The organism is Bacillus sp. FSL K6-6038 (genome assembly GCF_038050455.1).
Taxonomy (GTDB): Bacteria; Bacillota; Bacilli; order Bacillales; family Bacillaceae_G; genus Bacillus_A; species Bacillus_A pseudomycoides.
This window is the reverse complement of the sequence record NZ_JBBOUH010000001.1, coordinates 3,357,278-3,372,608: the sequence shown is the minus strand read 5'-3', so window position 1 is coordinate 3,372,608 and position 15,331 is coordinate 3,357,278. Positions and strand designations below refer to the sequence as shown.

The 15,331-nt window shown below is 34.5% G+C and carries 13 protein-coding genes and 1 tRNA gene; 8 read left to right on the top strand and 6 right to left on the bottom strand.

Annotation, left to right across the window (positions count from 1 at the left end):
• The first annotated feature begins 5 nt into the window (after positions 1-5).
• The 5 genes from NSQ40_RS17725 (at position 6) to parC (ending at position 7,513) form a co-directional block, all read left to right on the top strand.
• Complete coding sequence (locus NSQ40_RS17725; protein WP_003199064.1) at positions 6-683, top strand: response regulator transcription factor; 678 nt, start codon at positions 6-8, stop codon at positions 681-683.
• Positions 684-1,036: 353 nt separating this feature from the next.
• On the top strand, positions 1,037-2,266 hold the full coding sequence (locus NSQ40_RS17720) for a S1C family serine protease (RefSeq protein ID WP_003199061.1): 1,230 nt from the start codon (positions 1,037-1,039) through the stop codon (positions 2,264-2,266).
• 72 nt (positions 2,267-2,338) lie between these two features.
• Positions 2,339-2,752, top strand: a complete 414-nt coding sequence (locus NSQ40_RS17715; protein WP_003199060.1) for a CoA-binding protein — start codon at positions 2,339-2,341, stop codon at positions 2,750-2,752.
• 374 nt (positions 2,753-3,126) lie between these two features.
• Complete coding sequence (gene parE, locus NSQ40_RS17710) at positions 3,127-5,091, top strand: DNA topoisomerase IV subunit B (protein WP_003199055.1); 1,965 nt, start codon at positions 3,127-3,129, stop codon at positions 5,089-5,091.
• 1 nt (position 5,092) lies between these two features.
• Positions 5,093-7,513 (top strand): DNA topoisomerase IV subunit A, encoded by a 2,421-nt coding sequence (gene parC, locus NSQ40_RS17705; RefSeq protein WP_003199054.1) that lies wholly within the window; start codon positions 5,093-5,095, stop codon positions 7,511-7,513.
• A gap of 361 nt (positions 7,514-7,874) precedes the next feature.
• Here parC and NSQ40_RS17700 read toward each other — a convergent pair whose 3' ends face one another.
• From NSQ40_RS17700 to NSQ40_RS17690, 3 genes are all read right to left on the bottom strand, one after another.
• A complete protein-coding gene (locus tag NSQ40_RS17700) occupies positions 7,875-9,026 on the bottom strand; it encodes a cysteine desulfurase family protein (RefSeq protein WP_018781489.1) in 1,152 nt (383 codons plus the stop codon).
• A gap of 18 nt (positions 9,027-9,044) precedes the next feature.
• Positions 9,045-9,938, bottom strand: coding sequence for an LPD16 domain-containing protein (locus tag NSQ40_RS17695; protein WP_018765339.1), 894 nt, complete (start codon positions 9,936-9,938; stop codon positions 9,045-9,047).
• A 21-nt stretch (positions 9,939-9,959) separates the two neighbouring features.
• Positions 9,960-10,033, bottom strand: a tRNA-Cys gene (locus tag NSQ40_RS17690).
• A gap of 550 nt (positions 10,034-10,583) precedes the next feature.
• Between NSQ40_RS17690 and NSQ40_RS17685 the strand changes: the two genes are divergently transcribed.
• Complete coding sequence (locus NSQ40_RS17685) at positions 10,584-11,519, top strand: DMT family transporter (RefSeq protein ID WP_003207937.1); 936 nt, start codon at positions 10,584-10,586, stop codon at positions 11,517-11,519.
• A gap of 140 nt (positions 11,520-11,659) precedes the next feature.
• Positions 11,660-12,310, top strand: a complete 651-nt coding sequence (locus tag NSQ40_RS17680; RefSeq protein ID WP_003199047.1) for a hypothetical protein — start codon at positions 11,660-11,662, stop codon at positions 12,308-12,310.
• A 43-nt stretch (positions 12,311-12,353) separates the two neighbouring features.
• On the opposite strand, the gene NSQ40_RS17675 is transcribed toward NSQ40_RS17680, so the two are convergent.
• From NSQ40_RS17675 to NSQ40_RS17665, 3 genes are all read right to left on the bottom strand, one after another.
• On the bottom strand, positions 12,354-12,704 hold the full coding sequence (locus NSQ40_RS17675; RefSeq protein ID WP_003199046.1) for a hypothetical protein: 351 nt from the start codon (positions 12,702-12,704) through the stop codon (positions 12,354-12,356).
• A gap of 235 nt (positions 12,705-12,939) precedes the next feature.
• Positions 12,940-13,365, bottom strand: a complete 426-nt coding sequence (locus tag NSQ40_RS17670; protein WP_018781492.1) for a thioredoxin family protein — start codon at positions 13,363-13,365, stop codon at positions 12,940-12,942.
• Positions 13,362-13,802 (bottom strand): disulfide oxidoreductase, encoded by a 441-nt coding sequence (locus NSQ40_RS17665; protein ID WP_018765343.1) that lies wholly within the window; start codon positions 13,800-13,802, stop codon positions 13,362-13,364. Before NSQ40_RS17665 ends, NSQ40_RS17670 begins: the two co-directional genes overlap by 4 nt.
• Positions 13,803-14,270: 468 nt before the next feature.
• Between NSQ40_RS17665 and NSQ40_RS17660 the strand changes: the two genes are divergently transcribed.
• Positions 14,271-15,299: an oxidoreductase gene (locus NSQ40_RS17660; protein ID WP_258248266.1), complete on the top strand. Its 1,029-nt coding sequence runs from the start codon at positions 14,271-14,273 to the stop codon at positions 15,297-15,299.
• Positions 15,300-15,331: the final 32 nt, after the last annotated feature.

Below are 15,331 nucleotides of genomic sequence, written 5' to 3'. Positions count from 1 at the left end.
GTCAGATGAACAAAACAGTATTACTTGTTGAAGACGAAAGAAGGCTACGCGAAATTGTTAGTGATTATTTTCGCAATGAAGGTTTTGAAGTGATAGAAGCTGAAGATGGAAAACAAGCGTTAGAATTATTTGCTGAACATACAATTGATTTAATTATGTTAGATATCATGTTGCCAGAGATAGATGGTTGGTCTGTTTGTCGTCGTATTAGAAAAGAGTCAGCGGTACCAATTATTATGCTTACAGCTCGTTCTGACGAAGATGATACATTGTTAGGTTTTGAACTTGGGGCTGATGAATATGTAACAAAGCCTTTTAGTCCTAAAGTACTAGTAGCTAGGGCGAAAACTTTATTAAAGCGTGCTGATGGGGCAGTAGGCGTTGCAGAAGAGAATGCACTTTCTATGGCTGGAATCGATGTGAATCGTCTTTCGCGTACGGTATCGGTAAACGGAGAAGAAATTATATTAACGCATAAAGAATTTGAACTTCTTGTTTATTTAATGGAGAATAAAGGAATCGTATTATCACGCCAGCATTTATTAGATCAACTTTGGGGATATGATTATTATGGTGATGATCGTACTGTAGATACACATATAAAAAAATTGCGAAATAAGTTAGGGGATAAAGCGAAACATATCGGAACTGTTATTCGAGTTGGATATAAGTTTGAGGAATAGTTTTTAAATACTATGTAATAGAAAAAACGATAGAAAAGCTTTCCTTTTGGTTGGAAGAGAGAATCCGCCCATGGATAGAAGCGGTCAGTACCTTTTTTAGCCCCATGCCGAGTGAAAACAGAGGGAGAAAACGAGTGGAGATCTCTTTTTGTTTTCGTAGCAGCAACTTATAGGTTGAAAATATAGTACATTTACACTCTCTTTTGTAGATGGAAATGTACAAATTACAGATTTTTTGTCTACAATAATGAATAAAAGTATTTTTTTAATTGGATTTCACGATGAGTTCACAAGAAGGACACAAAATGTGACTATACTGAAAATACGAATTCAGCAGAGAGGGGATATCAATTATGGGATATTATGACGGACCAAATATGAATGAAGAGCATAGTGAAACGAGAGAAGTAAAAAAATCAGGTAGTAAAAAAGGTTACTTTTTTACAGGTTTAGTTGGAGCAGTTATCGGAGCTGTTTCCATTAGTTTTGCAGCACCGTATATGCCATGGACAAATGGAAATGGGACGGCGTTAACTTCTAATTCAAAAGTAGAGGGAACTGTGGTTCCTGTTGCAAATAAAGTAAAGGGTGAAACAGATTTACCTGGTATGATTGAAGGGGCGAAAGAAGTAGTTGTAGGTGTTATCAATATGCAACAGAACATAGATCCATTTGCAATGGAGCAAGCAGGGCAGGAACAAACAGCTGGAACAGGATCTGGTGTAATTTATAAAAAAGCTGGGAATAAAGCTCTCATTGTAACAAATAATCACGTAGTAGACGGAGCAAACAAACTGGCAGTGAAACTAAGTGATGGTAAAACAGTAGATGCAAAATTAGTTGGGAAAGATCCATGGTTAGATTTAGCTGTTGTAGAGATTGATGGATCTAATATTAATAAAGTAGCCACACTTGGTGATTCCAGTAAAATTCGCGCTGGTGAATCGGCTATTGCAATTGGGAATCCATTAGGTTTTGATGGTAGTGTAACAGAAGGGATTATTAGTAGTAAAGAACGTGAAATTCCAGTGGATATTAATGGTGACAAACAGCCGGATTGGCAAGCACAAGTGATTCAAACAGATGCAGCAATTAACCCAGGGAACAGTGGTGGCGCATTATTCAATCAAAATGGTCAAGTCATCGGTATTAACTCTAGTAAGATTGCACAGCAAGAAGTAGAGGGTATTGGCTTTGCTATTCCAATTAATGTGGCAAAACCAGTGCTGGAATCCCTTGAAAAAGATGGAACAGTAAAACGTCCAGCGATGGGAGTAGGAGTCGCATCTCTTGAAGAGATACAACCGTATGCAGTAGGTCAATTAAAGTTACCAAAAGATGTTACAAGTGGCGTTATTTTAAGTAAGATTTATTCCGTTTCACCAGCTGAAAAAGCAGGACTTCAGCAGTATGACGTTGTTGTAGCGTTAGATGGACAAAAAATTGAAAATGCGCTTCAATTCCGTAAATATTTGTATGAAAAGAAAAAAGTAGGCGACAAAATTGAAGTTACGTTCTATCGAAATGGTGAAAAAATGACGAAGACAGCTACATTAGCAGATAACTCTTCTGCTAAGAATTAATAAAGAAAGTCTCTTTCGTATTGAAAGAGACTTTCTTTATCGGCTATACTAAAAGAATAGGAGGGATTTAATATGACAATTGAAAACCCAACTCGTACGGAAATTGGTGAAGTATTGAAAAATAGCAAAACAATTGCGGTTGTTGGATTATCTAACAAACCAGAACGCACATCCTATATGGTTTCAAAAGCAATGCAGGATGCAGGGTATCGTATTCTCCCAGTAAACCCAGTCGTAGATGAGGTACTGGGAGAAAAAGCTGTTCCGTCATTAAAAGATATTAAGGAGCATGTCGATATCGTAAATGTATTCCGTCGTTCTGAATTTTTAATGGACGTCGCAAAGGAATTTGTGGAGATTGATGCGGATGTTTTTTGGGCACAATTAGGAGTACAAGATGAAGATACATATAAATTTTTAAAGGAAAAGGGATATACTGTTATTATGGATCGTTGTATAAAAGTAGAACATGCAATGACGAGGTAGTATAGACATTGTAAACGAAAGATCGATTCAGCTCGGGGGAATACTTGAAGACTGGGTAGATGAACGAGGTGTTCATCATGAGATTTTTTAAAGGCTGTTTTTGGGGATTGCTACTTGTTATCCCATTTTGGATAATTGTCATTTGGTTAATTGCCAAATGGTGGAGTGTGTAATTGGAATACATATCCATTTTTTGTTGACAAACGATTATTTTTCTGAAATAGTAGCCTAGAGGAATCCTTGTGAAAAAACAAGGATTTTTCTATTGAAAATAGTATATAAAAGACATAACATAACTTGCCAAAAGGATGGTTAAGGCGTTATTCTATAATAGAAACATATGTTCTGATTTGATTAGGAAAGGGGCAAGGAGTTTGGCAAAGCATCAGTTTCAATATAATGAAGATGCCATTCAAGTGCTTGAAGGTCTTGAAGCCGTTCGAAAACGCCCGGGTATGTATATCGGGAGCACGGACAGCCGTGGATTGCATCATTTAGTATACGAAATAGTAGATAACTCAGTTGATGAAGCATTAGCGGGGTTTGGCGACGAAATTTCTGTCGTAATACATAAGGATAATAGTATTAGTGTTATTGATAAAGGGCGCGGGATGCCTACGGGAATGCATAAACTTGGAAAACCTACACCTGAAGTGATTTTAACTGTACTTCATGCAGGGGGGAAGTTTGGACAAGGAGGTTATAAAACGAGTGGCGGTTTACACGGTGTTGGTGCATCTGTTGTAAATGCATTATCAGAATGGCTCGTTGTAACCATTAAACGCGATGGGTATATATATGAACAACGTTTTGAAAATGGTGGTGTTCCTGCAACGACACTAGAGAAAATTGGAAAAACAAAACAATCTGGAACAACGATGCATTTTAAACCAGATCCATCAATTTTCAGTACAACAAATTATAATTATGAAACGTTATGTGAGAGATTACGTGAATCTGCATTTCTGTTAAAAGGTATGAAAATCACTATAAGAGATGAACGAAATGATTTAGAAGATGTTTTTCATTATGAAACAGGAATTGAAGCATTTGTTTCTTACTTAAACGAAGAAAAGGACTCTATACATCCAGTTGTTTACTTCACTGGTGAACAAAATGGGATTGAAGCAGAACTTGCATTTCAATTTAACGATGGCTATTCAGAAAATATTCTTTCATTCGTAAACAATGTACGTACGAAAGATGGGGGGACACATGAGGCAGGATTTAAAACAGCGATGACACGTGTCTTTAATGAATATGCTCGTAAAGTCTCTTTGCTAAAAGAAAAAGATAAAAACCTAGAAGGTACAGATATTCGCGAAGGGTTAGCGGCGATTGTTTCTGTACGTGTACCGGAGGATTTATTGCAATTTGAAGGTCAAACAAAAGGTAAGCTTGGTACAAGTGAAGGACGTTCATCTGTCGATGCAATTGTTTCGGAACATTTAGCATACTTTTTAGAAGAAAATCCAGATGTAGCAACACTTCTTGTGAGAAAAGCAATTAAAGCAGCACAAGCCCGTGAAGCAGCGCGTAAGGCTAGAGAAGAAGCTCGTACTGGTAAGAAGAAAAAACGTTCAGAAGGAACGTTGAGTGGGAAGTTAACACCTGCGCAATCACGTAATCCACAGAAGAACGAACTATATTTAGTAGAGGGTGACTCTGCTGGTGGCTCTGCAAAGCAAGGGCGTGATCGCCGTTTCCAAGCTGTCTTGCCACTGCGAGGTAAAGTCATTAACACGGAAAAAGCAAAGCTTGCTGATATTTTCAAAAATGAAGAAATCAATACAATTATTTATGCAATTGGTGGCGGCGTTGGAAATGAATTTACTGTCGAAGATATCAACTATGATAAAGTCGTAATTATGACCGATGCTGATACGGATGGCGCACATATTCAAGTGTTACTACTTACGTTTTTCTACCGCTATATGAAGCCGTTAATTGAAGCTGGTAAAGTATTTATTGCTCTTCCACCTTTATATAAAGTAAGTAAAGGAAAAGGGAAAAGCGAAGTCATTGAATATGCATGGTCAGATGAAGAATTAGATGGCGTAACGAAAAAGGTCGGTAAAGGATATATGTTGCAGCGCTATAAAGGTCTTGGCGAAATGAACGCGGATCAATTATGGGAAACAACAATGAATCCAGAAACGCGTACGCTAATTCGCGTAAAAATTGATGATGCAGCAAGAGCAGAACGCCGCGTGACGACATTGATGGGTGATAAAGTAGAACCACGTCGGAAATGGATTGAGCGTAATGTACAGTTTGGTATGCAAGAAGAAGGTAATATTTTAGAGAATGAAATGATTATGGAGACGGAGGTGGAATAACATGCAGGCAGAGAAGTTTCATGACCTCCCGCTTGAAGACGTGTTAGGTGACCGCTTTGCACGTTATAGTAAATATATTATTCAAGATCGCGCGCTACCAGATGCTCGTGATGGTTTAAAGCCAGTACAACGTCGGATTTTATATTCAATGTATGTAGAAGGAAACGTACATGATAAACCATTTCGTAAATCAGCTAAAACAGTTGGTAATGTTATTGGTAACTATCATCCACACGGTGATTCTTCTGTATATGAAGCGATGGTACGTTTAAGCCAAGATTGGAAAGTACGTAACGTATTAGTTGAAATGCACGGAAATAATGGTAGTGTTGACGGTGATCCAGCGGCAGCAATGCGTTATACAGAAGCTCGTTTATCGCCAATTGCATCTGAGTTACTCCGTGATATTGATAAAGAGACAGTAGAATTTGTATCAAACTTTGACGATACAAGTGAAGAACCTGTTGTATTACCAGCAATGTTCCCGAATTTATTGGTAAACGGTTCAACAGGGATTTCAGCTGGATATGCAACAGAAATTCCACCGCATCACCTTGGAGAAGTAATTGATGCAACAATGATGCGTATCGATAAGCCAAATAGTTCCGTAGATGATTTATTAACAGTTATAAAAGGACCTGATTTCCCAACAGGTGGCATTATTCAAGGGCTTGATGGAATTAAAAAAGCATATGAAACAGGAAAAGGGAAAATCATCATTCGTGGAAAAGCGGAAGTTGAAACGATTCGCGGTGGCAAACAGCAAATTGTCATTACAGAAATTCCATACGAAGTCAATAAAGCAAACCTTGTAAAGAAAATGGATGAACTACGTCTAGATAAAAAGCTAGATGGAATTGCGGAAGTACGTGATGAGACAGATCGTACAGGTCTTCGTATTGTTGTGGAACTAAAAAAAGAAGCAAACGCAGAAGGTATTTTAAATTACTTATATAAAAATACTGATTTACAAGTTCCATATAACTTCAATATGGTGGCTATAAATAATCGTCGTCCAACATTAATGACGTTACCCAAGATTTTAGATGCGTACATTGGGCATCAAAAAGAAGTTGTTACACGTCGTTCGGAATATGAGTTGCGAAAAGCTGAAAATCGTCAACATATTGTGGCAGGTTTAATGAAAGCATTATCGATTTTAGATGAGGTAATTGAAACAATTCGAGCATCTAAAGATAAGCGTAATGCAAAAGATAATTTAAGTGCAAAATTTGGATTCACAGAAGCGCAGGCAGAAGCAATTGTATCCTTGCAACTGTATCGTTTAACAAATACAGATATTACAGCACTAGAAAAAGAAGCGGAAGAACTAGAGAAGAAAATTACAGAATTACAAGCGATTTTACAAAGTGAGAAAAAGCTCCTTCAGGTCATTAAAGCAGATCTAAAGAGAGTAAAGAAAACGTATAGCGATAATCGCCGTGCTGTTATTGAAGAGGAAATTGAAGAAATTAAAATTGATGTGGAAGTTATGATTCCACAGGAGGATGTCATCGTTACTGTAACGAAAGAAGGTTATGTGAAGCGAACTGGTTGGCGCTCACATAATGCATCGAACGGGAAAGACTTCGGTATGAAAGAGGGCGACATCTTACTCGAGCGTTTCGATACAAATACAACAGAAATAGTTCTCTTATTTACGAATAAAGGAAATTATATTTATCTTCCAGTATACGAAATGCCGGACATTCGTTGGAAAGATTTAGGTCAGCATGTGGCAAATATCGTTTCACTTGATAGGGACGAGACATTAATTTGGGCAACCGTTGTACCGAATTTCGAGGAAGAAAAGCGATTTATTGTGTTTGTTACACGAAATGGTATGATTAAGAAAACGGAATTAAATCAGTATAAAGTTCAGCGCTATTCAAGAGCGTTTGTAGCCGTAAACTTGAAAAAAGATGATGAAGTTGTCGATATCTTCGCAACAGATGGAACAAGTGATATTGTTCTTGCAACACATGGTGCATATGCACTTATTTTTAATGAAGAAGAAGTAAGCCCAGTTGGTGTAAGAGCAGCTGGGGTAAAAGGGATTAATTTAAAAGAAGATGATTATGTTGCTTCTGGTAGACCGTTAAATAGTGAAAAAGATCAATTGATTCTCGTAACGCAGCGCGGTGCAGTTAAGCGATTAAAAGCTTCCGAAATTGAGAAATCAACAAGGGCGAAGCGAGGCCTTGTTATCTTCAAAGAGTTAAAACGTAATCCGTACCGTATTGTCGGTATTGAAATTGTTCGTGATGATGAACTTGTTTATATGAAAACAGAAAAACAGATTGTAGAAGAAATAGATCCAAAAGCATTTCGTAATAAAGACCGGTATAGTAACGGTAGTTTAGTACTAGATGTTACTGATACGGGTGAAGTGGTTGAGACGTGGACGAAGAAACGGATATAGTGAATAAACGATAGTAAGTATTTCAATTAAATATACTTATCTTATTAGTGAAACCCATGTTCTATATAGAACATGGGTTTCTTGGAGTAGTAGGGCTTTAAATTCACCACTATTCTAATTCTTTTTAGTTTTTTCATGAAAGTAAACCAAAAAGAATTAGGATGAAAAATAAGGGGGATTATGTATTGATAGAAACGGGGGACAGTACGTCATCATCATATTAAGACGATAAGAAACTCTCGAAAATATATTGTTTCAAGTTATAATCCTTTGTTAAAATCTTATACTGTTGCGAAGCACAAAAAAGCACTATTCTTTCTGTGAAAATATACAGAAAGAATAGTGCTTTTTTATATTATTTTTAAAAACCCTGTTGCACGCAATAAATATCTTTAATTTTAGCTATAATCTCATCAACAGCGTATAAAATTTCTTCTTCACTTAAATATGGACTAATGGATATACGAATAGAACTATTGGCTTCTTCTTTGGATAATCCAATCTCTTGTAATACATATGACGGTTCTAAACTGTTTGAATTACAAGCAGATCCTGAAGAAATAGAAACAGTTCTCATACCTGCTATAAGTGTTTCTGAACTAATATTTGGGATCATTATATTTATGATATGAGGTATGCTATTTTCCATACATACATTTATGCGAGAAAGGGGTATTTCTTGTTGAATTTGATTTATAACAATTGTTCTTAATTTCAGTGCTTTTTCATAATTCTCTTTTAGTTCTAATATAGCTATATCACTAGCTACGCCCATGCCAGCTATTAGTGAAGTGGGTAATGTTCCACTCCGTAAATATGTTTGTTCACCACCAAACAATAAAGGACGAAAATATTCCTGTTTGTGCTGATTTACATATAAAATGCCTATACCTTTTGGTCCGTAAATTTTATGTCCAGATAAAGATAAAGCATCTATGTCCAATTTTTTCACATCTATTGGTATTTTTCCAAAAGCTTGAACAGCATCTACATGTATCAATGTTTTATATTTTCTGCATAAAGCAGAAATCTCATTGATTGGTTGAATTGTTCCCACCTCAGAATTAACATATGCAAAACTAACAACTCTTGTATCATCATCTAATAAGCGACTCAATGAATCTAAGCAAATGGTTCCATCACGTTTAATGTCCACATATTTTACGATAATACCTCTTCTTTGTAACTCTTTTCCAACCTCTAAAATCGATTTATGGTCTATAGGTGAGAGAATTACATTTACGGGTTCTTTTTCATGATAATCAATTGCTCCTAACAACGCCAAGTTGTTACTTTCTGTTGCACCCGAAGTAAATATTATTTCTTCTTTATGAGCACCAATAGAAATTGCAATCTTACTTTTCGCTTGATACACCGCATACTGTGCTTTTTTTCCCATCACATGCTGAGATGAAGGGTTTGCAAATTCTGTTTTCATGTACTTTTCTACAACTTCGATCACTTTATTATGACATGGAGTAGTAGCAGCATAATCTAAGTACACCTGTCTCATAAGCATTGCCCTCCTTTATCACGAAGAAAACACAGAAAAATTAACGGTTTTTTCATAGATTTCTTCTTTTGACATTTCGCCACTTCCACCAGGATCCGCAACAATCACTTTCATCCCTGTTAAATTATATAGATTAAGGGCGATTTCAATACCTGTACGTACAGGTTGGTAACACTCTCCAGGTGCGAATAATAACAATGCTCTATAACCTGCCTTATGTACCTCAGCTATCATTTCTGTAATTTCTCCTGCACATCCAGTTACACCACAACTAATTAATGTTTTATAATTTCCATCCTCATCTACAAATGATACTTCGGATTGATTTTCTCGATCGTTTAACATTCTCTTTTCTAATTTTCCTTCTTTTACTAGCTTACTAGCGCTTTTTTGAAATCTATATTTAAGCCAAGTTTCAGGGAAAAAAATCGGATTTTTTCGGTTAGGCAAGATACTCTGTTGATTAAAGTATTTACTCTTTTCTAAACTTGTAACGTAAGCTTCTGGAATTTCTGTATATCTCTCATAAAACTCTTTGCGAAGATCACTAACACTTGCATTTGTAGATGGAACGTATTGCCAATCATTAATTAACAATAGGTATTTAATGTCTTTAAATTGTTCATAAAATTGCTCGCCTAATTGAATTCCGATATTCCAAGTGTATAAAGGGAATATACCTACCCTACGTGAAATCCTCTCTTTCATCATATCTGTTTTCTGTTCTTCGATAATTCCAGGAGTTAAGCTATTTGTTTCTTCATTAAAAAAGAGCATAAAATGCCCTGACATAATTACTAATTCTTCTTGAGTAGTATTTTTTAATTCTTCACTGATTAACTTGATCATTTCTTCTTCTGATGCAACTAATTGATGAATTCCTTTCTTTTTTACATTCATTGAATTCGACATAAGTTACCTCCTTAAAATGTATGGAGGCAGTGCTTGGATTTGAACCAAGGAATTAGGTTTTGCAGACCTATGCCTTACCACTTGGCGACACTGCCATCATATAAAGTTTAGATACTAATTTGAAACTTGTTTATCATGTTGTTCATAGTATCATCCTTAAAAAATAACCGTCAATAATATTCTGAATATAATTATTTTTCTCAACATCAAAATGAATCCCTAGAAAATTTATTGAAAATATAAGCATTCAAATAAAATAAAGAGATATACAAGATATTTTAAAATAATAGTGTTTTTGAAGAATAAGAAACATAGCCATAAAATACTTTTTTTTAGTCTATGGTTGATTATTCGGTATAAATTTCTCAAAAGATAATCAGTTTTTTATTTTGCAAATATAAGATGCTACATGCTATTGTTAGTTATGATTTTTAGAAATTCTTGTTTTCTAAAAGAGCTGATTCATTATAAACGAGTTTTCAGCCAAAGGGTAATTAACCATGAAATCATCATACATACAAGATCTTTCAACTCATAAAGGCTTAAGAGCTTATGCTATGTAACCAGTTGAATATCAAAATAATAACAAGCAACATGCTAAATAAAGCTATTAATACTAACAATTTAGTGAGAAAGGAATCCAATATGTCCAAACAAACAATTGCTTATATTCAAATGTCATTTGCAATGGTTGCAATTGGAAGCTTCGTTATTGTTAATAAGTACATTATTAAAGAACTTCCTATATTTATTGCTTCTGAGCTTAGATTACTAATTGCTTGCTTAATATTACTTCCTTTATTTTTATATAAAGGTGAAAAAATGCCTAAACTAGTAAAAAAGGATTACATCATATTTTTTCTTCAAAGTTTTATAGGGGTGTTTTTATTTAGTGTTTGCACATTATATGGTTTAAGACAAACAACAGCTTTAGATAGCGGTATTATTATGAGTTGTACGCCTGCAATAATGGCTTTAATCTCTTATTATTTTCTAAAAGAAAGATTAGGAATGAATAAAATAGGAGGGATTCTTTTAACTATTTTAGGTACATTGTCTATCAATGTTTTTGGTCAGGTATTAAATTTTAATGTAGGCTCGCACCCATTAATAGGAAATATGTTAATCTTCTGTGCTGTTATTGGAGAAGCGATTTTCTTTTCCTTTGGAAAATTAATTTCTACACCTTTAAGACCTTTAACGATGACAACAATTATGAGTTTGACAGGTGCGGTATTATTTTTGCCTTCTGCAATATATCAATCTTTACATTTTAACTTTTTAACTGTATCTCCATTGGCGTGGCTACTCGTATTATATACAGGAGTTGTAATTACTGTATTAGCTGTTCTATTAATGAATCAAGGGTTAGAAGTGGTATCAGCGGGGACAGCGGCAGTATTTACTGCTTTAATGCCTATAAGCACAGTAATTTTATCAGCCTTTATATTACATGAACCTCTCTTCTGGTATCATATTTTTGGAATGACATTGGTTATTTTGGGTATTTTTGTTATTACTAACTCTTCGAGTGAAAGTAAAGAAATGTTTGAAAAAAGAAGCAGGCAAGAAAATATGTAACAATAAATTTTCTCAATATAAGATTGCATATATTGTTGATTTCAATATTCAAAAAAACACATTGTTAATTTACAATAATTTAAGAACTATAGAACAGTAATAAATGTGTTAACTATATTCTGTAATAAAGGAGTCCATAAATGAAAAAAGTATATCCTTTTTTAATGACTGTATCTGTATGTATATTTATATCTGCTTGTTCCAATCAAACAAATTCTGAAAAAGAGGTAGAATCTGATAATAAAAAAGCTCCAATAGCTGAAACTAATGTAAAAGCTAAGCCTTATACAGAACCATTAACACAAGTAGGACAAAAAGCAAAGCATCCACTTGGAACAGTGATTCTAAAGCAATTAAGTGAGCCTAATACAATGATAGAAGCAGGGCCTCTTCATATTCAAGTAGAAAGAATTAAGGTAATTCAGAGTACAGAAGTAAGTGAAATTGGGAAATACAACTTAAAAGAACGAGGACTAGGTACAGAGCAAATGAATGCAATACAATTTACAACCACTTTAGAAAATACTTCAGATCAAGTACTTGATTTGGAACAAGGGCCTTTTAAAACACTTGTTTTAAGTAATGGTGAACAAGTAGATGTATATAAAATGAATGCGGATCCAAAAAGTCGAAGCTTAAATGCGAAGGAAAAAATGAAGTTTACACTTATCTGTTTCTTATCTCAAGCTCCAAATGATGTTAAATTCGTAAAAGTAATTACTGATGCGGTACGAGATCAGCAAACAAAAAATGAAGTGAGCACAGTAACTACTACTGAGATTACTATGTAAAAAAGAAAACAGCCTGATGAGGCTGTTTTCTTGTGTTTTCCAATTAAAAAGCGCAGTATCCAACAACTGGTTTAGAAGAACCAGTTTTAATGAAATAGTCAGGAGCAAAGCCTTGATCTAACTCACCACCATAGCCATTATCATCTACAAAATCCCAAACCTTACTTCCCATATAAGATTCGCCATTCACATAGCAAAATAACCAAAGTTGAGTGCCATCTGGAATGTTTGATTCGGTCCGTGTGCCATTTATTGTTGGAGTTGTGCGAAGATCTAGCCCAGAACCTGTTTTTTGTACCGGATAAAAAGCAGCTTCCGTTACCGATTGACTTGCAAATAAAACCGAACCTGCTACCGCTACTGAAGCAATTGATAATGCAACTTTTTTAAACATACGTGTTACCTCCTAATAAATTATATTTTATTGCAGATGGGGAATCCCCCTCATACCTATCAAATAAAAATCATCCTTTATTCAAGATTGGTAAGCATGAGGGAGAGCCCCTTTACTCCCCTATAAATTAATAGAATGTATGGTTAAAAATAAAAAATAAAGCTAATGTTTGTTTCTTTATCAATACTCTAGTTATGAGTTTGAAAAAATAGCGTTTTTGGTAAAATAAAAACTCTTATTTGTTGTTTTCAAACCATGTTTGAAACGTTTGTAAAGACTGTTCGCCTAATATACGATTCATTTCCTTTCCATCTTTGTAAGAAATAATTGTAGGTGTTCCTTTTATTTGAAACATATCCCAACCTTGTTTATATTCTTCTAGATTCAAAACTTGCATATCAATATTCATATTTTTTGTCATAGGAACTACAATTGGTGAAATCCTTTGGCAATGCGGACAGGTCGTTTTGTAGAAATAAACTATTTTTGTTTTGTGATTTGATAGATCTTGTTGCAATTGTTCGGGGGTAATTTGATTTTTATAATAATTTACCTCCTCAGTACTTATGGTTTTTTCACTTTTTGTTCCTTTATTGGTTAGAACAAAAATAAGTGTAAATATTGATAAAATAGTAATAATGAAAAAAAGCATTTTTTTCATATACAGTTTCTCTCCTTGCTTATTTTCATAAGAATAAAGCCACAAATAATAATAAGAAGAAAGGCTATTAGAGCGAGAAATGGGATTGTAATAAATCCGAACCAATCTAAATAATCCCCTGTGCAAGGTATTCTCCCACATGATGTTCCGTTTTCAGATAAAAATGGGATTTTTTGAAGGGAATAGTGATAGGCAGCTATACATGCGCCAATGATAGCGAGAGTCAAACTATAAATCCCAATTCTATAATCTTTTCGTATAATAGCTGTTCCTAGTAAAAGAACTAGTGGATACATGAGAATACGTTGATACCAGCATAATGTACAGGGCTCATATTTCATTATTTCAGACAGATACAAACTCCCGAGGGTTGCAATAAAGGAAACCGACCAGCTACTAAACAATATGTATTCTAGTTTTTTTTCTGTATTGTTCATGACTTCACCCTTCCTTTTTTAGAGATGGAAATAATGAAATAAATCCTCTAAGAAAATAGAAGATAAAAAATAAATTTTAAAAATAGTTAGCTCAAGAGTTATTATAAATTATGTTTTTGTTTTGTATATTGAGAAAATTTTGATTTTATAAAATCTTATAGAAGAATAAAGTAAATAAGGTGAGATGAATTGAAAGTGGGCGTATGCTTTTTGGGGAATGCCTATGCCTATCAAGCAAATGTTTTATAGTACTCTCAAAACGGAAATTTCTTCTCTACAGTCATTTATAAGAATTCAGCTTGTCTTGTTATTTAAGTAACGGCTAATAATCAGTGGGGTATGAAGAAATCCCCACTGATTAAAGCTTTACTTTATTTTTACCGATCTAAGAATGAGCAAATGGTTATGTAAATAAAATAAAACTTGATATAATAACTATGAAATCGTTCTCAAATATGGAGGGAATATATGAAAAAAATAGGAGTAGGGATTGTAGGATTTGGATTTTCAAGTACAACATTTCACATCCCTTTATTACAAACGATTGATGAATATGATATTCGCGCTATTGTATCTTCGAAAGAAGAAGTAGTAAAGCAGGCATTACCAACTGTGCAAGTTGTTAACACAATTGAAGAATTGGTAGAACGAGAAGATATTGATCTTGTTGTTATTACGTCACCAAATACAACGCATTTTCCATTTGTAAAAGAAGCTATTGTACATGGAAAACATGTAGTTGTAGAAAAGCCATTTGTTGTTTCAGTTGAAGAGGGTGAAGAACTTATTAGATTGGCGAAAGAGCATAATGTCTTTGTTAGTGTTTATCATAATCGCCGCTTTGATAATGATTTTTTAACAATAAAGAAATTAATTGAGGAAAAACAAATTGGAAATGTGTATACATATGAAGCGCATTTTGATCGCTTCCGTCCTCATGTACGTGAGCGCTGGCGTGAAAAGAACTTACCAGGATCGGGGATTTTATACGATCTAGGATCGCATTTAATTGACCAGGCATTACATTTATTGGGAAAACCAGATGCTGTTAGTGCGGATATAGTAAAGCAACGACCTGGGGCAGAAACGGATGATTATTTCCATATTGTACTTTACTATGGAATCAAGCGTGTCATTTTACATAGTAGTAGTTATGTGAAACATGCAGGCCCTCATTTTAGTGTTCATGGGGATAAAGGCTCAATTGTTAAATATGGTATGGATTCACAAGAAGACCAATTAAAAGCTGGTATGAAGCCAGGTGATATAGGATATGGAGAAGATAGTGAAAGTAATTTTGCTGTTTTAGAAACAGAAGAAGAAGTGAAGCATATTCCAACAGAAGTGGGATGCTATGAAATTTATTATAAAGGAATTCGAGATAGTATAGTAAATGGTATGCAACCTCTTGTAACAGCTGAAGAGGGTTTACAGGTGATTCAACTTATTCAATTGGCAATTGAAAGTAGTGAAACAGGTAGAGTTATCTCACTATAAGTTAAAAAGACACGATTTCGTGTCTTTTTTTT